The 25,853-nt window shown below is 53.0% G+C and carries 24 protein-coding genes, 1 pseudogene and 1 riboswitch; of the genes and pseudogenes, 17 read left to right on the top strand and 8 right to left on the bottom strand.

What is annotated here, in order from left to right:
* Nucleotides 1-10: 10 nt before the first annotated feature.
* Together EX31_RS23660 and EX31_RS23665 are read right to left on the bottom strand one after the other, a co-directional pair.
* Nucleotides 11-706 (bottom strand): type 1 glutamine amidotransferase domain-containing protein, encoded by a 696-nt coding sequence (locus tag EX31_RS23660; RefSeq protein ID WP_013576394.1) that lies wholly within the window; start codon nucleotides 704-706, stop codon nucleotides 11-13.
* A 41-nt stretch (nucleotides 707-747) separates the two neighbouring features.
* Entirely contained in the window at nucleotides 748-1,785 is a 1,038-nt protein-coding gene (locus tag EX31_RS23665) for an NADP-dependent oxidoreductase (RefSeq protein WP_013576393.1), read from the bottom strand.
* A 271-nt stretch (nucleotides 1,786-2,056) separates the two neighbouring features.
* Here EX31_RS23665 and aphA point away from each other — a divergent pair, with 271 nt between their 5' ends.
* On the top strand, nucleotides 2,057-2,770 hold the full coding sequence (gene aphA, locus EX31_RS23670; protein WP_037037145.1) for an acid phosphatase AphA: 714 nt from the start codon (nucleotides 2,057-2,059) through the stop codon (nucleotides 2,768-2,770).
* Nucleotides 2,771-2,930: 160 nt separating this feature from the next.
* Here the strand turns inward: aphA and EX31_RS23675 are convergent, their stop codons facing one another.
* The gene (locus EX31_RS23675; protein WP_037037147.1) at nucleotides 2,931-3,710 is read right to left on the bottom strand and encodes an ABC transporter substrate-binding protein; all 780 of its coding nucleotides are present in this window, start codon (nucleotides 3,708-3,710) and stop codon (nucleotides 2,931-2,933) included.
* Between the two features lie 41 nt (nucleotides 3,711-3,751).
* The gene (locus EX31_RS23680; RefSeq protein ID WP_037037503.1) at nucleotides 3,752-4,906 is read right to left on the bottom strand and encodes a methionine aminotransferase; all 1,155 of its coding nucleotides are present in this window, start codon (nucleotides 4,904-4,906) and stop codon (nucleotides 3,752-3,754) included.
* Nucleotides 4,907-5,061: 155 nt separating this feature from the next.
* Here EX31_RS23680 and EX31_RS23685 point away from each other — a divergent pair, with 155 nt between their 5' ends.
* On the top strand, nucleotides 5,062-6,015 hold the full coding sequence (locus EX31_RS23685; protein ID WP_015690235.1) for a LysR substrate-binding domain-containing protein: 954 nt from the start codon (nucleotides 5,062-5,064) through the stop codon (nucleotides 6,013-6,015).
* On the opposite strand, the gene bioA is transcribed toward EX31_RS23685, so the two are convergent.
* Nucleotides 6,016-7,293: an adenosylmethionine--8-amino-7-oxononanoate transaminase gene (bioA, locus tag EX31_RS23690; protein WP_037037149.1), complete on the bottom strand. Its 1,278-nt coding sequence runs from the start codon at nucleotides 7,291-7,293 to the stop codon at nucleotides 6,016-6,018. It abuts the gene before it with no gap.
* A 128-nt stretch (nucleotides 7,294-7,421) separates the two neighbouring features.
* Here bioA and bioB point away from each other — a divergent pair, with 128 nt between their 5' ends.
* The 4 genes from bioB (at nucleotide 7,422) to bioD (ending at nucleotide 11,217) form a co-directional block, all read left to right on the top strand.
* The gene (gene bioB / locus EX31_RS23695; RefSeq protein WP_037037151.1) at nucleotides 7,422-8,459 is read left to right on the top strand and encodes a biotin synthase BioB; all 1,038 of its coding nucleotides are present in this window, start codon (nucleotides 7,422-7,424) and stop codon (nucleotides 8,457-8,459) included.
* 3 nt (nucleotides 8,460-8,462) lie between these two features.
* Nucleotides 8,463-9,614 carry an 8-amino-7-oxononanoate synthase gene (gene bioF / locus EX31_RS23700; RefSeq protein ID WP_037037153.1) on the top strand — a complete coding sequence of 384 codons (1,152 nt, stop codon included), beginning with the start codon at nucleotides 8,463-8,465 and terminating at the stop codon, nucleotides 9,612-9,614.
* Nucleotides 9,598-10,389, top strand: coding sequence for a malonyl-ACP O-methyltransferase BioC (gene bioC, locus EX31_RS23705; RefSeq protein WP_015690232.1), 792 nt, complete (start codon nucleotides 9,598-9,600; stop codon nucleotides 10,387-10,389). Before bioF ends, bioC begins: the two co-directional genes overlap by 17 nt.
* Before the next feature lie 147 nt (nucleotides 10,390-10,536).
* The gene (gene bioD, locus EX31_RS23710) at nucleotides 10,537-11,217 is read left to right on the top strand and encodes a dethiobiotin synthase (RefSeq protein WP_037037156.1); all 681 of its coding nucleotides are present in this window, start codon (nucleotides 10,537-10,539) and stop codon (nucleotides 11,215-11,217) included.
* Nucleotides 11,218-11,221: 4 nt separating this feature from the next.
* Here bioD and EX31_RS23715 read toward each other — a convergent pair whose 3' ends face one another.
* Nucleotides 11,222-11,932: an ABC transporter ATP-binding protein gene (locus tag EX31_RS23715; protein WP_013576383.1), complete on the bottom strand. Its 711-nt coding sequence runs from the start codon at nucleotides 11,930-11,932 to the stop codon at nucleotides 11,222-11,224.
* Between the two features lie 1,156 nt (nucleotides 11,933-13,088).
* Here EX31_RS23715 and uvrB point away from each other — a divergent pair.
* From uvrB to EX31_RS23730, 3 genes and pseudogenes are all read left to right on the top strand, one after another.
* Nucleotides 13,089-15,095 (top strand): excinuclease ABC subunit UvrB, encoded by a 2,007-nt coding sequence (gene uvrB, locus EX31_RS23720; protein WP_013576382.1) that lies wholly within the window; start codon nucleotides 13,089-13,091, stop codon nucleotides 15,093-15,095.
* Nucleotides 15,096-15,161: 66 nt separating this feature from the next.
* A complete protein-coding gene (locus EX31_RS23725) occupies nucleotides 15,162-15,530 on the top strand; it encodes a VF530 family protein (RefSeq protein ID WP_037037158.1) in 369 nt (122 codons plus the stop codon).
* 40 nt (nucleotides 15,531-15,570) lie between these two features.
* A pseudogene (locus EX31_RS23730) lies at nucleotides 15,571-16,095 on the top strand (isochorismatase family protein).
* A 64-nt stretch (nucleotides 16,096-16,159) separates the two neighbouring features.
* On the opposite strand, the gene yvcK reads toward EX31_RS23730, so the two are convergent.
* Nucleotides 16,160-17,068, bottom strand: coding sequence for a gluconeogenesis factor YvcK family protein (yvcK, locus tag EX31_RS23735; protein ID WP_037037160.1), 909 nt, complete (start codon nucleotides 17,066-17,068; stop codon nucleotides 16,160-16,162).
* 263 nt (nucleotides 17,069-17,331) lie between these two features.
* Nucleotides 17,332-17,488, top strand: a riboswitch (molybdenum cofactor riboswitch).
* On the opposite strand from yvcK, the gene moaA reads away from it, so the two are divergent.
* The 6 genes from moaA (at nucleotide 17,478) to EX31_RS23765 (ending at nucleotide 21,027) form a co-directional block, all read left to right on the top strand.
* Entirely contained in the window at nucleotides 17,478-18,464 is a 987-nt protein-coding gene (gene moaA / locus EX31_RS23740) for a GTP 3',8-cyclase MoaA (RefSeq protein WP_037037506.1), read from the top strand. It overlaps the preceding riboswitch by 11 nt.
* Nucleotides 18,465-18,495: 31 nt before the next feature.
* Nucleotides 18,496-19,008: a molybdenum cofactor biosynthesis protein B gene (gene moaB, locus EX31_RS23745; protein ID WP_013576377.1), complete on the top strand. Its 513-nt coding sequence runs from the start codon at nucleotides 18,496-18,498 to the stop codon at nucleotides 19,006-19,008.
* Between the two features lie 2 nt (nucleotides 19,009-19,010).
* A complete protein-coding gene (gene moaC / locus EX31_RS23750) occupies nucleotides 19,011-19,502 on the top strand; it encodes a cyclic pyranopterin monophosphate synthase MoaC (RefSeq protein WP_013576376.1) in 492 nt (163 codons plus the stop codon).
* Nucleotides 19,499-19,744 (top strand): molybdopterin synthase sulfur carrier subunit, encoded by a 246-nt coding sequence (moaD, locus tag EX31_RS23755; protein ID WP_013576375.1) that lies wholly within the window; start codon nucleotides 19,499-19,501, stop codon nucleotides 19,742-19,744. The genes moaC and moaD overlap by 4 nt, the downstream gene beginning before the upstream one ends.
* 1 nt (nucleotide 19,745) lies before the next feature.
* On the top strand, nucleotides 19,746-20,198 hold the full coding sequence (gene moaE / locus EX31_RS23760; RefSeq protein WP_015690227.1) for a molybdopterin synthase catalytic subunit MoaE: 453 nt from the start codon (nucleotides 19,746-19,748) through the stop codon (nucleotides 20,196-20,198).
* 118 nt (nucleotides 20,199-20,316) lie between these two features.
* Nucleotides 20,317-21,027: a Bax inhibitor-1/YccA family protein gene (locus tag EX31_RS23765; RefSeq protein ID WP_013576373.1), complete on the top strand. Its 711-nt coding sequence runs from the start codon at nucleotides 20,317-20,319 to the stop codon at nucleotides 21,025-21,027.
* A gap of 210 nt (nucleotides 21,028-21,237) precedes the next feature.
* Here the strand turns inward: EX31_RS23765 and EX31_RS23770 are convergent, their stop codons facing one another.
* A complete protein-coding gene (locus tag EX31_RS23770; RefSeq protein ID WP_013576372.1) occupies nucleotides 21,238-22,440 on the bottom strand; it encodes a multidrug efflux MFS transporter in 1,203 nt (400 codons plus the stop codon).
* 377 nt (nucleotides 22,441-22,817) lie between these two features.
* On the opposite strand from EX31_RS23770, the gene rhlE reads away from it, so the two are divergent.
* Together rhlE and EX31_RS25020 are read left to right on the top strand one after the other, a co-directional pair.
* Nucleotides 22,818-24,230 carry an ATP-dependent RNA helicase RhlE gene (rhlE, locus tag EX31_RS23775; protein WP_013576371.1) on the top strand — a complete coding sequence of 471 codons (1,413 nt, stop codon included), beginning with the start codon at nucleotides 22,818-22,820 and terminating at the stop codon, nucleotides 24,228-24,230.
* A 364-nt stretch (nucleotides 24,231-24,594) separates the two neighbouring features.
* Nucleotides 24,595-25,845 (top strand): putative phage abortive infection protein, encoded by a 1,251-nt coding sequence (locus EX31_RS25020; protein WP_051931136.1) that lies wholly within the window; start codon nucleotides 24,595-24,597, stop codon nucleotides 25,843-25,845.
* Nucleotides 25,846-25,853: the final 8 nt, after the last annotated feature.

A 25,853-nucleotide genomic window follows, 5' to 3' on the forward strand; every position in this document is an offset into this window, starting at 1 on the left:
CACGGGCAGATTACTTGCCGACCTCGCCGCCGCCCAGCATTTTCAGTAATGCCTGCGCGACCGCTCTGGAAGAGGCCGGATTCTGACCGGTGATCAGTTTGCCATCGGTGACGGCATAAGGCCGCCAGTCCGCCGCCTTACTGTAATCGCCGCCATTTTTCTTCAGCTCGTCTTCGACCAAAAAAGGCACGATGTCGGTCAGGCCAACCGCGTCTTCTTCGCTGTTACTAAAGCCGGTTACGCGCTTGTCTTTCACCAGCGGCGTGCCATCTTCCACCAGCACATTGCGCAACACCCCCGGCGCGTGGCAGACCGCAGAAACCGGTTTGCCCGCTGCCCAGAAAGCCTGGATCAGCGCGATGGAATGCGGGTCTTCAGACAGATCCCACAACGGTCCGTGACCACCCGGATAGAAAATGGCATCGAAGTCATCAGCGTTAACATCAGCAAGTTTGTGCGTGTTCGCCAGCACCTTCTGCGCATCTTTATCACTGCGGAAGCGTTCGGTTGTTTCGGTCTGCGCATCCGGCTCATCACTTTTCGGATCGAGTGGTGGCTGTCCGCCTTTCGGCGAGGCCAGCGTCAGCCCGGCGCCTGCATCCAGAAACTCGTAATACGGCGCGGTAAATTCTTCCAGCCAGAAACCGGTTTTCTTACCGGTTTCGCCGAGCTTATCGTGTGATGTCAATACAATCAGTAATTTCATGTTACCTCCTGTGGACGCCGTCAGCTTTAGTTAAGGAGTAATCAGTCCTGACCGACACGAACGACCAGTTTGCCAAAGTTTTTACCCTCAAGCAGGCCAAAGAACGCCTGCGGTGCATTCTCTAATCCTTCCACGATATCTTCGCGGAATTTCACTTTGCCTTGTTCAAACCATTCGCTCATCTGTTTTGCAAACTCCGGATAGCGATGGCCGTAATCATCAAAAATAATAAAGCCCTGCACACGCATGCGTTTCTTCAGAATGGTGCCGGTCAGCAGGGAAAGGCGATCCTGACCCTCTTTCAGACCGGTCGCGTTATATTGGGAAACCAGCCCGCACAGCGGAATACGCGCTTTGGTATTGAGCAGCGGCAATACGGCATCAAACACCGCGCCACCGACGTTTTCAAAATACACATCAATGCCGTCCGGGCAGGCCGCTTTCAGGCGTTTATCCAGATCCGGGGCGCGGTGATCCAGGCATTCATCGAAACCGAAATGTTCAACGGCATAACGGCATTTCTCTTCACCACCGGCAATCCCGATCACGCGACAGCCTTTGATTTTACCAATTTGTCCGACCAGCGAGCCGACCGGCCCGGTCGCTGCAGCGACGACCAGCGTTTCCCCCGGCTTGGGTTCGCCAATATCCAGCAGCCCCATAAAAGCGGTGAAGCCCGGCATGCCTAAAACACCGAGTGCAAGGGAAGGTTGTTTGAGTGCCGCGCCTTCCAGTTTCTTCACGGCTTTGGCGTCGGCCACGGAATAATCCTGCCAGCCGGTGCTGCCGACCACGAAATCACCGGCTTTAAAATCCGGGCTTTTCGATTCCACCACGCGGGAAACCGCACCGCCGGTCATTACTTCACCGATTTGTACCGGCGCAGCGTAAGAAGGCGCATCGCTCATACGTCCGCGCATGTACGGGTCGAGCGAAAGCCACACGGTACGCAGCAATAACTGACCGTCTCTGGCCTGCGGTAACGGCGCTTTTTCCAGACGGAAATTGTCATCGACGGGTTTGCCGTGAGGGCGTGAAGCCAGCACGATGCGGCGGTTTTCAGACTGTAACTGGGGCATAGTCATTCCTTTTCGTTTTCTTATAAGAAAGTTAAAAGCTAACGTAATTGGGAATAAGTATAGGACGCTAAACAGTTTTCGAACCAAGCGCTTTATGCCATGTTTGAATAAAGCCTGCGATTTTTCCCTGAAATGTGACCATCATCTTTTCCTATGACATCTGCCGGAAAATTCCTTTAAATCTGCAGGTTGCACAGGTATGGTCGGTAAGATTTTTGACCCGTTGCTCCACTTTATCTGCAAGATTAATAAGCATAAAAAAGGGATCCTAATGCGTAAAACTCCTCTGGCACTGAGTGCCGTTTTCCTGTTGCTCAGCCTGAATCAGGCTGCTGTCGCTAAGGAAGCTACGTCTGCACCGCTTTATCCGGGTGTGAATGTCGCGCAACTCGCGCAGCAATCGCCGGTTCACTGGGTGTCGGTCGCGCAAATTGAAAACAGCCTGAACGGCCGCCCGCCAATAGCTGTCGGTTTTGATATCGATGACACGGTGTTGTTTTCCTCGCCGGGCTTTTACCGCGGGCAGGTCGAGTTTTCCCCCGGAAAACAGGATTATCTGAAGAACCCGAAATTCTGGGAGAAAATGAACAACGGCTGGGATGATTTCAGCATGCCAAAAGACGTGGCGAAGGCGCTGATTGCCATGCACCTCAAACGCGGCGACAGCATTTACTTCGTGACCGGCCGCAGCGAAACCAAAACTGAGACCGTGACGAAGACGCTGCAGAACGATTTCCAGATCCCGCAGGACAAAGTGAATGCGGTTATTTTCGCCGGTGACAAAGCCGGTCAGAACACAAAAACGCAGTGGCTGAAAGATAAGCAAATTAAAGTGTTTTATGGCGACTCTGACAATGATATCACTGCCGCTCAGGCCGTGAGCGCGAGGGGCATTCGCGTACTGCGCGCCTCTAACTCAAGCTACAAACCATTGCCGCAGGCCGGTGTGTTTGGAGAAGAAGTCATTGTGAATTCTGAGTATTAAGTGGCACCCACCCCTGCGAAGGGGAGGGCTGGGGTGGGGTATTAAAGCAAAATCAATGGATTGAAGTTTTTTTGACGAGGTGTTAGCCCTTAAAAACTCCCTCCCGGCCTCCCCCTTAGCAGAGGGAGGCGCAAAAGTAAAACCTGTCTTCCTGGCGGCTTTACTTCACGCTCACATCAATATCACCAAAGTATTTCTTCGAAAGCTCTTTCACCACGCCATCTTTTTGCACTTTAGCGATCGCTGTATCCAGCTTTTCTTTCAACTGGGTATCGCCTTTACGCAGGCCGAAGGCGATGCCGCTGCCGAGAATTTTGTCATCGCGTACGGCGTCACCGACGAAGCCGTAATCTTTACCGTCCGGACGCGACAGGAAACCGGTCTGACCGGCCGGGGCCAGCACTAATGTGCCGTCGAGACGACCGGATGACAGATCCAGATACACCTGATTCTGATCCTGATAAGAGACGATATCTACGCCTTTCGGTGCCCAGTGTGCCTGCGCATAACTTTCCTGAATCGACCCCTGTAACACGCCGATATGCTTGCCTTTCAGCGACTCCGTGGTCGGCAGCAGGCCGGAATCTTTCTTCGCAATCAGTTTGGTGGGGACGCGGTAAATCACGTTGGTAAAATCAATCGCCTGACGACGTTTATCCGTCACGTTCATCGCCGAGTTAATCGCATCAAATTTACGCGCCTGCAGGGCTGCAATCAGGCCGTCGAAAGAAGTGTCGTACCAGTCGCATTTCACACTGGCGGCGGCGCAGACGGCGTTGCCCAGATCGATATCAAAACCCTGTAATTCACCGGTCGCGCTTTTCGATTCGAACGGTGGATATTGCGCTTCCAGACCAAATTTGAGCGTGGAACCGTCCGCCAGTGCGGAGAAAGACGCGACGGCACAACCTAACAGCAATGCGATTTTCAATTTTTTCATTATTCACAATTCCCCGGCGTTATTGAGATGAATACAAAGGTTCAGACGCGACACAACCGGCGTGCGCCTTCGTACAACGTGTCGTTATCTTTGGCAAAGCTCAGACGGATAAGCCCTGTTGGTTGGTTATTGCTGTAAAAGGCTGACAGCGGAATGGTCGCGATCTGATGATCGCGGATCAGGCTCAGCACAAATTCGTCGTCGGTCAGCGGACTGAAATGACTAAAACGCGCCAGCATAAAGAAACTGCCACGGCTTGGCAGTAATTCAAAGCGGGATTCGCTGAGGGCTTCGGCCAGCAGGTCGCGTTTTTGCTGATAAAAATCGGCCAGTCCCAGATAACTTTGCGGGTCAGCCAGCGCTTCGGCGAATGCGACCTGCATCGGCGTATCGGCAGAGAACACCATAAACTGATGCACTTTGCGGATTTCATCCATCAGTTCTGCCGGTGCCAGGCAATAACCCACACGCCAGCCGGTGACGTGATAGGTTTTGCCGAAAGACGACACAATCACGCTGCGTTCAGCCAGTTGCGGATAGCAGGCCATGCTTTCGTGGCGCTCGCCGTCGAACACCACGTGCTCATACACTTCATCGGACAAAATCACGATGTCGGTGTTTTGGGTCAGCGCGGTCAGTCGTTCGATATCAAATTCAGTGAAAATGGCACCGGTCGGGTTATGCGGGCTGTTGATGATGATCATTCGCGTGCGGCTGTTGATCGAGCTGGCAACCTGATCCCAGTCGATGCTGAAATCATCCAGCGACAGGCCGATAGCTACCGGCTTCGCGCCCTGTAAACGGACGATCGGTGCATAGCTGTCAAATGACGGCTCGAAATAAATGACTTCATCGCCCGGATGTACCAGGGCGCTGATGGCGGAATACAGGCCTTCGCTGGCGCTGGCAATCACCGTCACTTCGCTGTCGGCATCATATTTGCAGCCATAAAGCGCTTCGACTTTGGCGGACAACGCATGGCGTAATGCCGCCACGCCACTCATTGGTGCGTACTGGTTATGCCCCTCGCGCATGGCTTTTGCGACGCTGTCGATTAACGCGGGCTGGCATGAGAAATTCGGTGCCCCCTGTGACAGGTTCAGGGCGTTATGTTCAGCGCTGAGCTGGCCGATAACGGTAAAAATGGTGGTGCCGACGTCAGGTAATTTTGACAGGGGCGACATGGCGCTCTTCATAGCATTTTCCCCAAAAAGCAGGCCGGGTGGCCATGAGAAGGTAAAAACGGGTGTTGAATGATTAAGCAATAGTTCCCCTGTGCCGACAATGGAAAGTTTGTCATACTCGTTATGATCTGAAGTCATGGCTTTATAACGTTTCTGACGAGGTAACTGTGAGTTTTTCTCCTGAACTGCCGTATCTGAATTTACCCTCGCTCAATGTGCTGAAAACCTTTGCCGTGGTTGCGCAAACCTTGAATCTGACACACGCGGCGGCGTTGCTGCACATCACCCAGGGCGCGGTCAGTCGCCAGATCACCGGACTTGAGGCCACGCTGGGTTATCCGTTGTTTTTACGTCAGGCCCGCGGGCTGACGCTGACCCCGCGCGGGGCGCAGTTGTTACCGCCGGTACAACAGGCGCTGGCGCTGATGGGAGAAGCCCTGCAACGCGTGGGTTCGCATCCGGATACCTTACGCATTAAATGCCCGACCTGTTCCATGCGCTGGCTGCTGCCGCGTGTTATCCAGCTACAAAACGACAGGCCGGATATGCAGATTGAGCTGACAGCTTCCATCGCCCACGGCGTGGATTTCAGCAACGAACATTTTGATGCTGCTGTAGTGTTTGGTCGTCCGCCGGAATCACAGCGCCGGGCGCATCATCTGTTTGATGAAGTGCTGACGCCGGTGTGTACGCCGGAGTTTCTGCCGCGTCATAAAGGGAAAACGAAAGTGGCGGATCTGGCCGATAAAACGCTGCTTCACCCGACGCGTGACCGTCGCGACTGGTTGTTGTGGCTGCGGGAGGAGGGCGTACAGGGATTGCCGTCAGCCAAATCACAGCATTTCGATACGCTGGATCTGGCGATCAATTCGGCGTTACAGGGCTACGGTGTGGCGATAGGCGATCTGACATTAATTGAAGATGATTTGCAGGCGGGAAGGGTGATTGCGCCGTTCCCGCTGTGCGTGGCAAGCGGCGCGTCTTATACGTTGCTGTATCCGGAAAACCCGACCCCTGCGCTGAAAGTGGCAATTGATTTTCTTAATGAAGAAGCGCGGCTCAGCCGGGAAAAACTGAGCGCGCTGTTATCCACCTCACACCGGTTAGTCACCACAGGCTAATCAGTAAAGCGCAGCCAGTGCGCTGGCGATTGCGCCGGTCAGTTTGCTCAGTTCTTCAGTTGAAATGATGTACGGCGGCATCAGGTAAATCAGCTTGCCGAACGGGCGGATCCACACGCCCTGACCGACAAAATGCTTCTGCAATTGCGCCATGTCTACCGGCTGGCGCATTTCCACCACACCAATCGCCCCGAGCACCCGCACATCGGCGACCGCCGGATGTGCTGCCAGCGGCTGTAAACCGGCATTCAGCTGTTTCTCAATGCTCAATACCTGCGCCTGCCAGCGGTTTTCCGCAAGTAAATGCAGGCTGGCGCTGGCGACCGCGCAGGCCAGCGGATTGCCCATAAATGTCGGGCCGTGCATGAAACATCCCGCCTCGCCGTCACTGATCACCTGTGCCACATGGCGGGTGGTGAGCGTGGCGGAAAGTGTCATGTAGCCGCCGGTCAGGGCTTTGCCGAGGCAGAGGATATCCGGCGAAATCCCGGCGTGATCACAGGCAAACAGCTTGCCGGTGCGGCCAAATCCGGTGGCAATTTCATCGGCAATCAGCAACACGCCATATTCATCGCATAACTTACGCACGCGTTTAAGATACAGCGGGTGATAAATCCGCATCCCGCCCGCCCCCTGAACGATGGGTTCTACAATGACTGCGGCGATTTTGCGGTGATTTTCGTCCAGCATTTTGGCAAATGGCGCGATATCCGCCTCGTCCCATTCCCCGTCAAAACGGCTCTGCGGCGCATCGGCGAACAGATGCTGCGGCAGATAACCCTGATACAAACTGTGCATCGAGTTTTGCGGGTCACAGACTGACATCGCGCCAAAGGTGTCGCCGTGATAGCCGTTGCGCAGGGTCAGCAACGTCTGGCGTTTTTCACCGCGCGCCTGCCAGTATTGCATCGCCATTTTCAGTGCTACTTCAACGGCCACCGAACCAGAATCCGCCAGAAACACGCATTCCAGCCCGGCGGGGGTCATTTCTACCAGACGGCGGCACAACGCAACCGCCGGCGGATGGGTGATCCCGCCGAACATCACATGGGACATTTTTCCGATTTGTTCGATGGCCGCCTGGTTCAACTGCGGATGGTTGTAACCATGGATTGCCGCCCACCAGGACGACATGCCATCAACCAGTTTGCGGCCATCAGCCAGCTGCAACATCACGCCGGACGCGGATTCCACCGGATAGGCGGGCAGCGGTTTGGTCATAGAGGTATACGGATGCCAGATGTGGCGCTGGTCGAATTCAATATCGGCGGGGGTCATAAACGAATCCTGAGGCGTAAGCTGTAAACTAAAAAATAATTTTAACGTTGACGGTAAACCAAAACAAATTAAAAATGGTTTACGGATTATGAAAAAAATACAACTGAACACTTTTTAAAGGAGTCGCAATGACTGCCCGCACCCACTGGACGCTGGAAAAAACGCAGGCCCTGTTCGATAAGCCATTCCTGGAGCTGATGTTCGAAGCGCAGCAAATTCACCGTCAGCATTTTGACCCGCGACAGGTTCAGGTCAGCACCTTGCTGTCGATCAAAACCGGTGCCTGTCCCGAAGACTGTAAATATTGCCCGCAAAGTTCCCGTTACAAAACCGGGCTGGAATCTGAACGTCTGATGCAAGTCGAGCAGGTGCTCGAATCTGCCCGACAGGCGAAAGCCGCCGGTTCAACCCGTTTCTGTATGGGCGCGGCGTGGAAAAACCCGCACGATCGTGACATGCCGTACCTTGAGCAGATGGTGCAGGGCGTGAAAGAAATGGGCATGGAAACCTGCATGACCCTCGGCACGCTGAACACTACGCAGGCACAGCGTCTGGCGCACGCCGGGCTGGATTTCTACAACCATAACCTTGATACCTCGCCGGAATTTTACGGCAGCATCATAACGACCCGCAGCTATCAGGAACGTCTGGATACGCTGGCGGAAGTGCGCGGTGCGGGCATTAAAGTCTGTTCCGGCGGCATTGTGGGTCTAGGTGAAACCGTCAAAGACCGCGCCGGTTTGCTGATGCAACTGGCGAACCTGCCGGTGCCGCCGGAAAGTGTGCCGATCAACATGCTGGTGAAAGTGAAAGGTACGCCGCTGGCGGATAATGACGATGTGGATCCGTTTGATTTCATCCGCACGATCGCGGTCGCGCGCATCATGATGCCGCAATCTTATGTGCGCCTTTCCGCAGGTCGCGAACAGATGAGTGAGCAGACCCAGGCGATGTGCTTTATGGCCGGTGCCAACTCCATCTTCTACGGCTGCAAACTGCTGACCACGCCAAACCCGGCAGAAGATAAAGACCTGATTCTGTTCGGCAAGCTGGGGCTTAACCCGCAGTCATTTGAAACAGAAATGGGCGATAACCAGCAGCAGGCCGCGCTTGCCGAGCAGCTGGTCCACGCCGATACCGAACAGTTCTACAACGCTGCGGTATAACCGGTGAGCTGGCAAACGCGGATCAACGACGCGGTGGCGGCGCGCAAACAGGCGGCGGCATTTCGTGTACGGCAGCCGAACGAGGGCGGCAGTGCGCGTTTTCTGACGCAGGGCGGGCGGCGTTATCTGAATTTTTCCGGTAACGATTATCTCGGCCTGAGTCAGGACGCTGAGGTGATCGCCGCGTGGCAGCAGGGCGCGGCTAAATACGGTGTCGGCAGCGGCGGTTCAGGACACGTCACCGGTTACAGCGAGGCGCATGCCGCGTTTGAGCAACAACTGGCGCAGTGGCAGGGATATCCGCGGGCTTTGCTGTTTATCTCCGGTTTTGCGGCGAATCAGGCGATTCTCGCGGCGCTGATGCAGGCTGAGGATCGCGTGCTGGCTGACAAACTCAGTCACGCGTCTTTACTGGAAGCCGCAGCCCATGCGCCTTCGCAATTGCGGCGTTTTCACCACAATCAGCCGGATTCCCTTGAGCGCCTGCTGGAGAAACCGGTAGCCGGTGAAACGCTGGTGGTGACCGAAGGTGTATTCAGTATGGACGGTGACGCCGCGCCGCTGGCTGATCTGCATAACTTGTCCAAAGCGCACGGTAGCTGGCTGATGGTTGATGACGCGCACGGTGCGGGCGTTACCGGTGAAGAAGGGCGCGGCAGTTGCTGGCAACAGGGCATCCGGCCGGAACTGCTGGTGGTCACATTCGGAAAAGCTTTCGGTTGCAGCGGCGCGGCGGTGTTGTGTGATGATGCTACCGCCGATTACCTGTTGCAGTTTGCCCGCCATCTGATTTACAGCACGTCGATGCCCGCCGCGCAGGTGTGCGCGTTACAGGCTGCACTGGCACGAGTCCGGCAGGATGACGGTCTGCGTGATAAACTGGCCGCCAATATTGCCCGTTTTCGCGCGGGTGCCGCCGGTTTGCCGTATCCGCTGACCGGTTCACAGACGGCGATCCAGCCGGTGATTGTGGGTGAAAACCAGCCCGCGCTGGATCTGGCATCCACCTTGCGCGATCGCGGATTGTGGGTCAGCGCCATCCGTCCACCGACGGTGCCACCGGGCAGTGCGCGGCTGCGTATTACCCTGACAGCGGCGCATGAGCCGGAAGATATCGATTTTTTGCTGGAGTCCCTTGATGGGTGCAGTCACTGAATTAGTGAACAAACAAGCGGTGGCCGATGCGTTCAGTCGTGCCGCCATCAGTTACGAAAACGCCGCGCAGTTGCAGCGTGATGTGGGTGAGGAATTACTGGCGCTGGCTGCGCCGTATCTGCAAGACGCCGGCAAGATTGTCGTCGATGCGGGCTGTGGCACCGGCCACTTCAGCCGTTACTGGCGTGCGCAGGGTAAAAATGTCATTGCGCTGGATCTCTCTGAGGGCATGTTAAATCGCGCCCGTGAGCTGGATTCTGCTGATGAATACGTGCCGGGCGACATCGAACGTTTGCCGTTTGCCGACAACTCGGTCGACATCTGCTTCAGCAATCTGGCGGTGCAGTGGTGTAACGCACTGCCACGCGCACTGGAAGAAATGCACCGCGTCACCCGCAACGGCGGGCTGGTGCTGTTTTCCACGCTGGCAGAAGGTTCGCTCAATGAGCTGGCCGCAGCATGGATGAAGGTCGATGGCCGACGTCACGTGAATCAGTTCCTGACGCCGGACAAAATCGCCGAAGCCTGCGCGCCGTATCGCCATGATGTGACCTTCAGCGATCATGTTGCTCAATTCCCCGATGTGATGTCGCTGCTGCGCTCGCTGAAAGGCATCGGTGCGACGCACATCAAAAATGGCCGCCTCGGCGGTCTGGGCGGGCGCGAACGCCTGCAATTGCTGGACAAACACTATGCCCGCCGCGACGGCATCCTGCCGCTCAACTACCGGCTGGTCTACGGCATTTTGCAGGTCGAAGAACTGATCCCCCGATAAATAACTCCTCCCCCTGCGAAGGGGGAGGTTGGGAGGGGGTTTTGCAGGCAACTTGAAAGTCAGAGTTGCCATTAATACCCCACCCCAACCCTCCCCTTCGCAGGGGAGGGAGCCAGAACCAACACCAGGCTTTTATTAAAATAAATCATGAAACAAAAATACTTTATTACCGGCACCGACACTGAAGTTGGTAAAACCGTCGCGACCACCGCTTTTTTGCAGGCTGCCGCGCAGGCAGGACACAAAACAGCCGGATACAAACCGGTGGCATCCGGCAGTGAAATGACCGGCGAAGGCCCGCGCAACAGTGATGCGCTGGCGTTACAGGCTTACAGCACCGTCGGGCTGCGTTATGACGAAGTGAACCCCTGCACCTTTATCGAACCGACTTCGCCACATATCGTCAGCGAACTGGAAAAACGGCTGATTGATCCGCGGGTGCTATCAGACGGATTACGTCATCTCGAACCGCTGGCGGACTGGGTGGTGGTGGAAGGCGCAGGCGGCTGGTACACACCGCTGACGGCAGATTATACCTTTGCTGACTGGGTTATCGCCGAGCAGTTGCCGGTAGTGTTAGTGGTAGGCATGCGGCTGGGTTGCATTAACCACGCCGTGCTGACGGCGCAGGCCATCGCACAAAGCGGGTTGCATCTGGCGGGCTGGATAGCTAACGACGTACAGGAAACGGGGAAGCATCATCAGGCATACATGGATACGCTCACGCGTATGCTGCCTGCGCCTTTGCTGGGCGAGATCCCGTACCTGAGTGCCGGAACTGACGTTAATTTGGGACAGTATCTTCATCTTAACCGTCTCACGGCATGAGACGTCAGACGGTCAGATAATTTTTGACTAAGGTATCGTCAAGCTGTGCCAGTGTGCCTTGTGCGATGTTGCGTCCGCCGTCGACCAGGCAGAACCGGTCGGCAACGCTGCGGATGAACGGCAGTTTATGACCGACCAGCAACAATGTCAGGCCGAGATCACGGTTCAGGCGGTGAATGATATTGCCCATGTTTGCCGCCATCGATGCGCTGGTGTGCTCGGTCGGTTCATCCAGAATCAGTAATTCAGGTTCCTGAACCAGCGCACGACTGATTGCCAGTTGCTGCTGCTGGCTTTCATCGAGCTCACCGGCTTTGCGCGCCCCCATCTCCTTTAATGTCGGAAACAGGTCATACACCTCTTCCGGCACGCGACGGGTCTTATTCCGGCTGGCCATCATGGCGATTTGCAGGTTTTCATCGACGCTCATCTGCGAAAAAATCTGCCGTCCCTGTGGCACATAACCGATCCCCATTTGGGCGCGGCTTTCGACCGGCAAATTCAGCAGACTTTGCGGCTCTTCGTCACGCGACTGCCAGGAGATGGCGCCGCTTTTCACCGGAAGATGCCCCATGATGCAGTTCACCAGCGTGGTTTTTCCCACGCCATTTCGCCCGATCAGGCAGGTACATTGACCGCGGTACAGTTCGAGATTGATATCCCACAGAATATGTTTTTGCCCATAATACTGATTAACTGATTTTACACTTAACATCAGACCTCCCTCCCGCACGGAGCCTTCCGCTGAACTTCATTTTGACGGCCACTGTCATATTTCTGACATTTATGTTCCGCTGTTAATGCCCCAACGCAGAATTTAATTCCGTTTGTTGACGGCTAACCTGACAGCATCAATTACAGATAAATCCCCCTTAATCAGTGATAAATGGGGTTAAGGGGCATTTCCTTGCGCTAAAAATGATTTTTCCTGCCTGAAAGCAGGGGAATTCTCATTTTTTATGGCGGGGCGAAAAAAGCAGTTCCGGCTGTCGCAACCTCCACATGCAGAGACGTTGCAACTCTCAGGCCAAGTTTGTAAAAACGGCCAGGGAAAGAGAAGTTACAGGGGTGTTAACAGGCGCGCCGCTGATGATTTCGGATTATTCATTAGCATTTCTGAGGTTTTTGAGATTACCCCATAAGGAGTAGTCCACGGTGACCTGCACTTTGCCAGTGCCGTCTTCACTGTTTTTGGTGCAAACACATGGACAAACGTGAGCAAAAAATTCTGGTGAGATGCACTTTTGGTTTTTGCAAGAAACATCAGCCCAGAAATTTAGGCAAAATAGGCATAAATAAGGAGATAAAAAAGATAAAAAATAACTAAAAAAGACCTTTCAGACCCACGGAAGGCAAAATTCAGTTTTTTACCAACTCCCGCAGCGCGGGGCGTGCTGGGACTTATCCACTATTCCTGTGGATAACCTTGTGCATGAGAGTGAGAAAAGTTGCTACAGACGAGTCAGCATGCGGGTTCCGCTTAGTTTGCCCGTATTCGCAGCTTTTTAATGATACTGTTTTTAATCAACGAGTTAGTTAAAAGCAATACAGCCGTAATTCGTTCGTCATAGTTGTGTCAATCTTCGTCAACCTGTGGTCAGAAAATGGAGGGAATGCGGATTTTAGGAAAAAATGTCATCTGATGGTGAGAATTCTCATTCGTCATATCCTAAAAAAGTGCAGCATCGACAGCACGTTAAAACGCCAACACTTTTTATCGATTGGAAGCTGGTTTTATATACAGTATTATAGCGAAGGTAAAATCAGGGCTGGCAAAAATCGCGAAGTCTTTCATACTATTTTTCCGCAAACTGTTCACCCGTTCAGCGCGCACGGCCCTATGCATTCCCATTTCAGTCAGGTAGCCCGTCATGAGTAAAGAGTTCAAACTGCATTCCGAATTTAAACCGTCAGGTGACCAGCCTGAGGCGATACGCCGTCTGGAAGAAGGGCTGGAGAACGGACTGGCGCACCAGACATTGCTCGGGGTAACCGGTTCAGGAAAAACCTTTACCGTGGCGAATGTGATTGCGGATCTGAACCGTCCGACGATGGTGCTTGCCCCCAACAAAACGCTGGCCGCACAGTTATACGGCGAGATGAAAGAGTTCTTCCCCGAAAACGCCGTCGAATATTTCGTCTCTTACTATGACTATTATCAGCCTGAGGCGTATGTTCCGAGCTCCGATACCTTTATCGAAAAAGACGCCTCGGTGAACGAACACATCGAGCAGATGCGTCTTTCTGCTACCAAAGCGCTGCTCGAACGGCGCGATGTCATTGTGGTGGCCTCTGTTTCTGCGATTTACGGTCTGGGCGACCCGGACTTATACCTGAAAATGATGCTTCACCTGACCAAAGGGATGATTATCGATCAGCGTTCGATCCTGCGTCGTCTGGCGGAACTGCAATATGCACGCAACGATCAGGCTTTCCAGCGCAGTACTTTCCGCGTGCGTGGCGAAGTGATTGATGTGTTCCCGGCGGAATCGGACGATCTGGCGCTGCGCATTGAGTTATTTGATCAGGAAGTTGAACGCCTTTCGCTGTTTGATCCGCTGACAGGCCAGGTGCAGCATGAAGTGCCGCGTTTCACCATCTACCCGAAAACGCACTACGTCACGCCACGCGAACGTATTGTGCAGGCGATGGAAGAAATTAAAGTCGAACTGGCGGATCGCCGCAAAGTGTTGCTGGCCAACAACAAATTGCTGGAAGAACAGCGCATCAGCCAGCGTACGCAGTTTGATCTCGAAATGATGAACGAGCTGGGTTATTGCTCCGGTATCGAAAACTACTCACGTTATCTGTCTGGCCGCGGGCCGGGCGAGCCGCCGCCAACGCTGTTTGATTATTTGCCGGCTGACGGCCTGCTGATTGTCGATGAGTCGCACGTCACCATTCCGCAAATCGGCGGCATGTACAAAGGCGACCGCTCGCGTAAAGAAACGCTGGTGGAATACGGTTTCCGCCTGCCTTCAGCGCTGGATAACCGCCCGATGCGCTTTGAGGAATTCGAAGCCCTGGCGCCGCAAAGTATTTATGTCTCGGCCACGCCGGGCAAATACGAGCTGGAGAAATCCGGTGACGATGTGGTCGATCAGGTCGTGCGTCCGACCGGTTTGCTGGATCCGATCATCGAAGTGCGACCGGTAACCACGCAGGTTGATGACCTGCTGTCTGAAATCCGCAAGCGTGTGGCGATTAACGAGCGTGTGCTGGTCACCACGCTCACCAAGCGTATGGCCGAGGATCTGACTGAGTATCTGGAAGAACACGGCGAGAAGGTGCGTTACCTGCACTCTGATATCGATACCGTCGAGCGCGTCGAGATTATCCGCGATTTGCGTCTGGGGGAATTTGACGTGCTGGTCGGCATCAACTTACTGCGCGAAGGGCTGGACATGCCGGAAGTGTCGCTGGTGGCGATTCTCGATGCGGACAAGGAAGGCTTCCTGCGTTCTGAACGTTCGCTTATCCAGACCATCGGCCGCGCGGCGCGTAACCTCAACGGTAAAGCGATTCTGTACGGTGATAAAATTACCAATTCAATGGCCCGCGCCATTGAAGAAACCGAACGACGTCGCGCCAAACAGGAAGCGTACAACCTCGAAAACGGCATCACGCCAATGGGGCTGAACAAGAAGATCTCCGACATCCTGCAACTCGGTCAGCCGAAAACCAAAAAGAACAAAGACAAACGCGATGCCGAAGCGGCGCAAACCTTCAAATCGCTTACGCCGAAAGCGCTGGAGCAACGCATCAAAGAGCTGGAAAGCAAGATGTATGCGCACGCGCAAAATCTGGAATTCGAAGAGGCGGCCAACACGCGCGACGAGTTGCATGCCCTGCGTGAGCAGTTTATTGCGATTTCGTAACGAGAAGGGTGGTAGACTGCGCGGCTTAAAAATCATGACCCAGACATTTTAACGAAGAGCGAGCCAATGACTGATACACCACAAAACCCTGGCGCAGCGAAAGATCCGCTGCACGGCGTCACGCTGGAAAAACTGCTGACAACGCTGGTGGATAACTTTGGCTGGCCGGCGCTGGCCTCGCAGGTGAATATCAACTGCTTCAAAAGCGACCCGAGTGTGAAATCCAGCCTGAAATTTCTGCGCCGCACGCCGTGGGCGCGTAAGGAAGTGGAAACGCTGTATCTGGATTTCATTGAAGGTCATCTGCGCCCGGATATGACCCGCAGCAAGCGCCGCACACCGCTTTCAGCACAGGCTGCGCAAAAGCCAAAAGTCAGCACCGCCAAACCGGCTGCCGACAGCCCGTGGAATAATCATCCGCTGGTGAAAAAGTAATTTACGCGCATTTCATTCTGTTCATTTGAGGGGAAGGATCGTGTCAGAGCAACATGTTCTTATCGTGGTGGATATGCAAAACGGGGTGTTCGCTTCCCCGCGTTATGACCGCAGCGGACGGGCTGAGCGCATTAATCAGCTGATTGACCGGGCAGGGCGGGTTATTTTCATTCAGCACGCTGAGGGTGACATGACCGAAGGTAGCGAATTCTGGCAGATATTACCGGAATTACATCAGCCGCAAGGCGCGATTTCTGTGACTAAAACCGCCTGTGATTCCTTCTACCGCACTTCACTCGATAACGTTCTGCAGGAACTGAATGCGACCTGTTTTACCCTCTGCGGTTGTGCAACGGATTATTGCGTAGACACGACCATCAAAGTTGCTGCCAGCAAAGGCTATGCCGTGACGGTTGCGTCAGATGCGCACACTACCGGCGATCGCACACACGCGACGGCGTAGCAACTGATCGGGCAGCATAATGAAGTGTGGCGTGAGTTATCTGTGCCGGGAAATCCGGTAACGGTAAAAACCACTGCGGAAATCCTGGCTGACTGGCAGTAAATTCAGTTTTCGGACGCAAAAAAGGCCGCATCGCGCGGCCTTTCTTATACCTGATGTTTATCAATCAGATCATTTTTTGCAGTGCCTCTTCAATCGCCATGCGCAACATGTCGCGGTCATGACGATAGGGCACATCACTGGCTTCGAGCGGGCTTTGAATAATCAGATGTTCAGTGGCGCTTCCGCCGACTTTGACTTTCGGCCCGACAATCGCGGCATCGGCGCGGCGGCCGATGCGTTTCTCGATCATATCCAGTTTGTCATCCAGCGTCAGCGACGCGGCGGCGACACTCAGTTCCTTCCCCAGATTTCCGATATACACGATATGCGCCCGGCTGCGGTGCAGCGCGGTTGTCAGATCATTCATCAGTAACAACGGCATCAGGCTGGTAAAGAAACTCCCCGGCCCGATCAGGATCAGATTTGCCTCAGCAATGGCCTGTAACGCTTCACGGGTGGTGGACACCTGGGGTTCCAGCCGCAGTTCGCGCGGAATTTGTGCCAGTTTATCGACGTTGACTTCGCCGTGGACGTGTTCACCATTGGCATCAATGGCCGCCAGATCGACCGGCTGTTCTGACATCGGGATCAGTTCTGCGTCGACTTTCAGCAGGCTTCGTACCAGATTGATCGCTTCGAGCGGGCGCACGGTGAGATGATCCAGCGCGCGCAGCATCAGATTGCCAAGATTATGGCCATCCAGCTCGCCCTGGCCGCTGAAACGGTATTCGAACATCGCCGACGCCAGACTCGGTTCGGTGATCAGCTGATTCAGGCAATTGCGCATATCGCCCCAGGCAATGCCGCCAACGGAACGGCGGATACGGCCAGTCGAACCGCCGTTATCGGTGGTCGTCACAATGCCGGTCAGGCGCGGACCCAGCAGCGAGAGTGAAGACATCACACGGCCCAGCCCGTGACCTCCGCCTAATGCCACCACCCGGTCGAGGTCAGCTAATGTTCGGTTGCGCATGGTTTTCCTTTCATATAGGGAGCGGCGGGTTTACATCGTTTTCTGCGGCGGATTTTACCTAATTTTGCAACAAGATGTTATCCCTTCACGCCACTCTCAGGACATTAAAAACCGGGCAGTTTCAGCGTTGAAAATGCAGCCTTTTGTCGTAAAAAATCGTTATGTATCAAAATGCATAACGAAAAACCATCTTGGCGTTCAGGACTTTGCGGCGTTAGAATATCCCCCGTTACCCCCGTATTCATTCTCGATCCGCTATGGACGGCATGAATCAACTCCTAGCCCTGGTTCCTAAGTTGCCTTTCTGACGTCGTTCCCACAGAAACAATATGGAGCCCTGGCCGTGACGAAAGTCACCAGGGTGCATGGCAGAAATGCCCGCATCTCCCGTATCTGGAAAGGTGTTAAGGTGCTTCAACTTACTGATGCTTTTGCCCGCAAGTTTTATTACTTGCGGCTGTCGATCACAGATGTGTGCAATTTTCGTTGCACCTATTGTCTGCCGGATGGCTACAAGCCGCACGGACACAGCAATAAAAGCTTTCTCTCGCTCGATGAAATCCGTCGGGTCAGCCGCGCGTTCGCCAGTCTGGGAACGGAAAAAGTGCGCCTGACCGGTGGAGAGCCGTCGCTGCGCCGCGATTTCTGCGAGATCATTGCCGCAGTGCGCGAAAACCCCTCCATCAAAACGCTGGCAGTCACCACCAACGGTTACCGCATGGCACGTGATATTGCGAAATGGCGCGATGCGGGGCTGACCAACATCAACGTCAGCGTTGACAGTCTTGACGCCCGCCAGTTTCACGCCATCACCGGCCAGGATAAATTCCGCGACGTTATGGCGGGTATAGATGCGGCCTTTGACGCCGGTTTCAGCAAGGTGAAAGTCAATACCGTGCTGATGCGCGATGTCAATCACGCCAGCCTGAATACCTTCCTCGACTGGATAAAAACCCGTCCGATCCAGCTGCGTTTCATTGAACTGATGGAAACCGGCGACGGCGGCGACTTGTTCCGCAAACACCACGTGTCCGGCGAAGTGCTGCGCGAGCAACTGGTGCGTCAGGGCTGGCAGTTACAACTTCGCTCACGCAGCGATGGCCCCGCGCAAGTCTTCAGTCATCCGGATTATCTGGGTGAAATCGGTCTGATCATGCCGTACGAAAAAGACTTCTGCGCCAGTTGCAACCGGCTGCGTGTGTCTGCCCTCGGCAATCTGCATTTGTGTCTGTTCGGCGAGCAAGGCATTCCGTTACGGGATTTATTAGCCGACGACATGCAACAGGACGATTTGATGGACCGCATTCAGGGCGGCCTCAGCCGTAAAAAACAAACCCACTTCCTGCATGAAGGCAATACCGGAATTACCCAGAATCTGTCGTTTATCGGCGGTTAAATCCGGTACTGATCGTTTAAGGAGCAAACTGATGAGCAAAGCCAGTAAAGAGTTCTTGCCTTTATCTGTCGCGATCATGACGGTTTCTGACCGCCGAACCGACGCTGAAGACACGTCCGGGCATTACCTGAAAGAAGCGGTGACCGAAGGCGGCCATCATGTCGTCGCGCAGCAAATTGTCAAAGAGAACATTTACAGCATCCGCGCTGTTGTTTCTGCGTGGATTGCGGATGAAAAGATTCAGGCGATTTTGGTCAACGGTGGCACGGGTTTTAACGCGGGCAACAATACGCCGGAAGCGCTGAAGCCTTTGTTTGACCGTGAAATCGAAGGTTTTGGCGAGCTGTTTCGCATGGTGTCGTTTGAAGATATCGGCACCTCGACGATTCAGTCGCGCGCCATCGGCGGCATCGCCAACCAGACGGTGATTTTCGCCATGCCCGGTTCAACCCGCGCCTGCCAGACTGCCTGGGACAACATTATTGAAGCGCAGCTCGATGCCCGTCAGGGACCGTGCAATTTCACTCCACATTTGAAGAAATAAGTATGTCTGAACTGACCCATATTAATGCGTCCGGCGACGCTCACATGGTGGATGTTTCCGGTAAAGCCGAAACGGTCCGCGAGGCCCGCGCCGAAGCTTTTGTTGAAATGGCCGCTGACACGCTGGCGATGATCATCAACGGTAATCACCATAAAGGTGATGTGTTTGCTACGGCGCGTATCGCTGGCATTCAGGCGGCGAAGAAAACCTGGGATCTGATCCCATTGTGTCATCCGCTGCTGCTGACCAAAGTGGAAGTGAATCTGCAAGCACAGCCGGAACATAACCGTGTGCGCATCGAATCCCGCTGCCGTCTGAGCGGTAAAACCGGCGTGGAAATGGAAGCGCTGACGGCGGCTTCTGTGGCGGCACTCACTATCTACGACATGTGCAAAGCCGTGCAGAAAGATATGGTGATTGGCCCGATCCGCCTGCTGGAGAAAAGCGGCGGTAAATCAGGAGATTTTAAGGCGGAAGGTAAGGTGGAAGTATGATCGACATTCTGTTCTTCGCGCAGGTACGCGAACTGACCGGCACCTCCGGTCTGCAACTCCCTGCTGATTTCGCCACGGTGGAGGAGCTGCGCGCTTCGCTCACCGGACGCGGCGACCGCTGGGCACTGGCGCTGGAATCCGGGAAATTACTGGTGGCGGTTAACCAGACGCTGACCACGATGGCGCATCCGCTGCGTGCGGGCGATGAAGTGGCGTTCTTCCCGCCGGTCACCGGGGGCTGAGATGGATCAGACGAAAATTGTTGTTGATGCCGCGCCATTCAGCGTGGGTGATGAGTACAACTGGCTGGCGCAATCGGACGCCGACGGTGCCGTGGTCACCTTTACCGGCAAAGTGCGTAATCATAATCTGGGTAATCATGTCAGCGCCTTAACGCTGGAACATTATCCGGGCATGACCGAAAAAGCGCTGGCTGAGATTGTTGCTGAAGCCCGTACCCGCTGGCCGCTGCAACGTGTGTCTGTTTATCACCGTGTGGGACCGATGTATCCGGGCGATGAAATTGTGTTTGTCGGCGTGACCAGCGCACATCGCGGCATGGCTTTTGAAGCCAATGAATTCATTATGGATCATCTGAAAACCCGCGCGCCGTTCTGGAAGCGTGAAGCCACAGAAGAGGGTGATCGCTGGGTCGATGCCCGCGACAGTGATAAAGAGGCGGCGGCGCGCTGGTAAATAGCGCCTCAACCACACGCAGACCTCCCATGCTTTTCTCTCTATCTGTGATACGCTTTACAAATCGGGAGGCTGTTTTGGCCTCATTTTTCATCCTCCATGCAAAAGGGTAATCATCATGGATCGATATCCACGCAGTAACGGTTCAATTGTTGAACGCGCGAATACCGGCATTCAGGCGTACATGGCGCAAGTGTATGGCTGGATGTTCTGTGGTTTGCTGCTGACCGCATTTGTGGCCTGGTACGCTTCCGGCTCTGAAAAAATCATGAGCTTTGTTTTCTCCAGCCAGATTACTTTCTTCGGCTTGATCATCGCGCAACTGGCGCTGGTGTTCGTGATTTCCGGCATGGTGAATCGCCTGAGCGGCACGGTCGCCACCGGCCTGTTTATGCTGTATTCCGCACTGACCGGTCTGACGCTTTCCAGCATTTTTCTGGTCTACACCGGCGATTCAATCTTCGGAACGTTCATCGTCGCTGCCGGTATGTTCGGCGCAATGAGTGTCTACGGTTACGTGACCAAGCGCGACCTGACCGGGATCGGCAGCATGTTGTTCATGGCGCTGATTGGTCTGGTGCTGGCATCACTGGTGAACATGTGGCTGAAAAGCTCCGGCCTCGCGAACATCATTTCGTACGCCGGTGTGCTGATCTTCGTCGGTCTGACGGCGTATGACACGCAGAAGCTGAAAAATATGGGTGCGCAGTTGTCAGCGGATGACCGCGATAACTTTCGTAAATACTCGATTGTTGGCGCACTGACCTTGTATCTCGATTTCATCAACCTGTTCCTGATGTTGTTGCGGATCTTCGGCAACCGCCGGTAAGGTTTTTTGATTTCAAACGTTTGAGAGGGGCACTGAGAAGTGTCCCTTTTTTTATGCTGACAGGTTAGGTTTATTAGCTCCCTCCCTTGCGAAGGGGAGGGTTGGGGTGGGGTATTAAGATCAAAAAATGAAAGCTGAAGTGTGCAGGGATAATGGTGTCAGCCCTTAAAACCCCCTCCCGGGCTCCCCCTTCGCAGGGGGAGGAGCAAATCAAAACCTGACCCGCCCCGTCGGCACCTGCCGAAAACTCCACCAAACCTGCACCGTATTGAACAGCACCAGTATTGCCGTGACGATAAACACCCAGCGGAAGCCAAGCAGTGCCGAGGCACTTGAGCCAATCAGCGGCCCGACCACATTCCCGAGATACATAAAAGACTGGTTGTAACCGAATATCCGGCCGGTGACCTGATCACTGCTGTATTTCACCAGCAACGCCTGTACCGCAGGCATCAGCGCGCCATCGCCGAAACCGAGCATGAAACGCAGGATCCCGAGCTGGGTCGGCGTATTAATCAGTGCCATCAGGCAAAACAGAATGAAGCAAAAAACCAGCGCGGCAATCAGAATGCGATGCGCGCCAATGCGGTCGCCGAGCTTGCCAAGTTTCGGGGCGGCCATCAGCGCGGAAACGCCCGGTACGGCGGCAATCACGCCACTGATAAAGGCGATATTGCTGGTATCCGATGACAGTTCGCGGATAAATAGCGTCAGGATCGGGCTGATGGAACCGTTGGCGAGCTGAATCATCATGGTGGTGACGAACAGGCTGACAATCAGCCACGGGTAGGGCAGCGTAGTAAATACGGCTTTGCCGCTCAGACGGTTGGCTTTGGTGACCGGCACCACGCGTTCTTTAATCAAAAATAATGTGATCAGAAAGCTGATAAACAGCATGCCGCTGGTGACGAAAAACACCGTGCGCAGGCCGAGATGGTCAGCCATAAAGCCGCCGAGCAGCGGGCCGATAATCACGCCGGATACCTGACCGGTAGACAGCGTGCCGAGCGCCCAGCCACTTTTATCGCGCGGGACCTGCGAGGCGACCAGCGCCATCGCGTTGGGAATATACCCGGACGTCAGGCCCATTAGTGTGCGCAGAATGAAAAGCTGCCAGACGTTGGTGGCGAACCCCTGCAACATCATGACAATCGCCATCCCCAGCGCGGCACGCAGCAACATCAGTTTGCGGCCTTTGCGGTCAGCCAGACTGCCCCACAACGGCGCAACGATGGCGGAAACCAGGAACGTGCCGCTGAATACCAGCCCTGACCACAGGCTCAGGGATTCGTGAGACGTTACGCCAAGTTGTTCGATATAAAGGGGTAAAAAAGGCAGGATCTGACTCATCGCCATGCCGGTAAAAAAACAACCCAGCCAGACGGAGATTAAATTTACTTTCCAGGTTTCCATGTTGCAGCGATGTAGCCTTATGGACAGAGGAGTGAGAGAAAAGAAGCATAGCAATCAAATCTGTGAAGTGGGACGCAAAAAGTGGGAACCCATTCATCAGGTTTATAATTGATTATCCTGTGTCAAAGTTTCGGATTATCGCGGCAGATTATGCGGCCTGAAACTGTTACCAGAGTCTGCGGCTGTAACCATCAGTTACAGGCCAGAAGGAGATAACTTCACGCAGAGCGGCGTTTTGTGCTACTATCGCCCCAACTGGCGCACTGCAGTTTGTGCCGAATCCTCGTGGTAATGCCTCATTTGCCTCGTCTGATCATCCACTCTTGAAACTGCACCGAACCCCGTTCGGGTTAGAGTGGACTGGAGCTTTTCCTTATATGTCATTTGATTCCCTCGGCTTAAGTGCCGAAATTTTGCGTGCTGTTGAAGAACAGGGCTATCGCGAACCTACGCCTATTCAGCGTCAGGCTATTCCTGTCGTGCTGGAAGGGCGTGACCTGATGGCGAGTGCGCAGACCGGTACCGGTAAAACCGCTGGTTTTACCTTGCCGCTGCTCAATATGCTCAGCCATACCAACGCGCAATTCAAAGGACGTCGCCCGGTTCGTGCGCTGATCCTGACCCCAACCCGTGAGCTGGCGGCGCAGATTGGTGAAAACGTACAGGCCTACAGCAAATACCTCACCCTGCGTTCTCTGGTGGTATTTGGTGGTGTGAGCATCAACCCGCAGATGATGAAACTGCGCGGTGGTGTGGATGTGCTGATCGCAACGCCGGGTCGTTTGCTGGATCTGGAACATCAGCGTGCTGTTGATTTATCTCAGGTTGAAATTCTGGTGCTGGATGAAGCCGACCGCATGCTGGACATGGGCTTCATTCACGATATCCGTCGCCTGCTGGCAAAACTGCCTGCCAAGCGTCAGAACCTGCTGTTCTCCGCGACGTTCTCTGATGAGATTAAAGGTCTGGCGAGCAAGTTGCTGACCAACCCGGCCTCTGTCGAAGTCGCGCGTCGTAACACCGCTTCTGCGCAAATTGAACAAAGCGTTCATTTTGTTGATAAGAAACGCAAAAGAGAATTGCTGTCTCAGATGATCGGTGAAGGCGACTGGAAACAGGTGCTGGTGTTCAACCGGACAAAACATGGTGCAAACCATTTAGCCGAACAACTCAATAAAGATGGCATCACGGCTGCTGCTATTCATGGCAACAAAAGTCAGGGCGCACGTACCCGTGCACTGGCTGATTTTAAAGCCGGTTCCGTCCGTGTTCTGGTGGCAACAGACATCGCTGCGCGTGGCCTGGATATCGATATGTTGCCGCACGTGGTCAACTATGAGCTGCCAAACGTACCGGAAGATTACGTTCACCGTATCGGCCGTACCGGTCGTGCGGAAGCCACTGGTGAAGCGATTTCTCTGGTGTGTGTGGACGAACACAAACTGCTGCGTGATATCGAGCGTCTGCTGAAACGTGAAATTCCTCGCATCGCACTGGAAGGTTACGAGCCCGATCCGAGCATCAAAGCTGAGCCGATCATCAATGGTCGTCAGGGCAGCGGCGGTGGTGGTGGTCGTGGCGCGCCACGTCAGGGCCAGCGTCCTGGCGCACCGCGTACGGGTGCTCCACGTTCAGGCGCTCCGCGTCAGGGCGGTAACGGTCAGCGCAGCGGCACGTCTGAAAACCGGGGTTCAGAAAACCGTGGTTCAGCTGAGAACCGTCCGGCACGTTCGCGTCCTGCCCATGCAGGCCAGCGTCGCACCGGCAATGCAGGCAGCGGCAACAAATAAGTTTCCGGATCCCCTGTAATGCAATCAAACCGCCTTCACTGAAGGCGGTTTTTTTTCGCGGGTAATCTAACGAATCACGTACGCACAACGGCGCGCACCCTTTGAAGGAGCGGCATTGTTAGACTGTAGTTTCCCAAAGATATAACCTATCTGCCTCCGACAAATTATTGAGAACAATTTTTCTGTAAGTAAAGCTTCATTCAGAAACAGACTTAATATTTTCTCTAATGCTCAGGTTTTTAGTGGTTTCATTGTAACTAATTGTTTTTAATAGTATTGTTTGTTTTTCTTTTAATTTTTGCTTTTTTTTTTCTAAAATTTTAAACTAATCACAATATCAAACATCATGGATTAGATAAGCAAAATGGGATTTTTCATTTCAGAGCGTTTTTCAAAAATACTTATCTTTCTTGGATCACTTATACTAATCTTCGCTTTAGTTCTATTTTGTTATAAAGCTGTGTTGTTCAATACTAATGTTCCTATAAAAACCGATGTGTTTGGTCAGTTTGGTGATGTAATCGGTGGAGTAGTCGGTTCTTTATGGGCTTTAGCTGGAGTGATTCTATTTTATCTCGGATTGATGGAACAAAGGAAAGATATTAAAACTAACCAGAATGCTCTTGATAAGCAAATTCAGGCGCTGGAGAATCAAAATAAAGAAATCGAATTGCAACGTCAGGAATATGAAATGGCGAGAAATATCTTTGCTGAACAAAGGGATGTTCTAAAAGAACAATCGAAAACCTCAAGAATTCAACAATTCGACTCTACGTTTTATTCTCTACTTGATGTATATATTAAAATAAGAAATGATATATTCTTCTCTGAAGACAAGATTATAGATTTGATAAATACAGAGATGTGTGCGATTGATTATTCCTCACTGCTGGTGAGAGATAAAATTAAAAAGACTAATGAGAAATACCAAGAGGTATATATAAGTAATAAGTCTACAATTTCTCATTATTTAAAAACTATCTACAGATTGTACAAGATAATAGATGAGCAAAGCGAACTTACTGAAAAAAGTAAATACTCATACTCTAAGATAATACGCTCTCAATTCACGGAAAATGAGCTTTATTTGATATATTATAATGCTCATTCTTTATATGGCGTCAATTTCAGACCTCTAATATTAAAGTACAATATACTTAAGCATTTATTTATAATATCTAAGGCTGAAATGAATTGTTTTGTTATTAATGATTCTAAAGTGATAGCTAGAAGAGTCGCGTTTATTAACTGGCTTGATGAATTTTTAATAAAAAGCCAAGCACTAATTAACAACATTGAAGTTGAAGACCCTAATAGTTCCGCGTTGTACACAGATGATAATACGGATATATTAGTCTTGAAAATATCTGTTGATGTCACAAATGATGTGATATTTGATTTTACATTCTTTGATAAACACTACTTAATATTACTTGGGTTGGATAGCAACTTTAAATTATTTGTTGAGCATTATATTTTTGATAGGGTTTTGCTGAATAATTTAGAGTGCACTGATAGTAACGATCAAATTGTGGTCTCTACGAATGGAGACAATAGTTGTATATTTAAATTACAAACTGAAAAAAAATATATTATTAACTATGATAAATACTAATTATAGGA

It is taken from the genome of Rahnella sp. WP5 (assembly GCF_000745615.1).
Lineage (GTDB): Bacteria > Pseudomonadota > Gammaproteobacteria > Enterobacterales > Enterobacteriaceae > Rahnella > Rahnella aceris.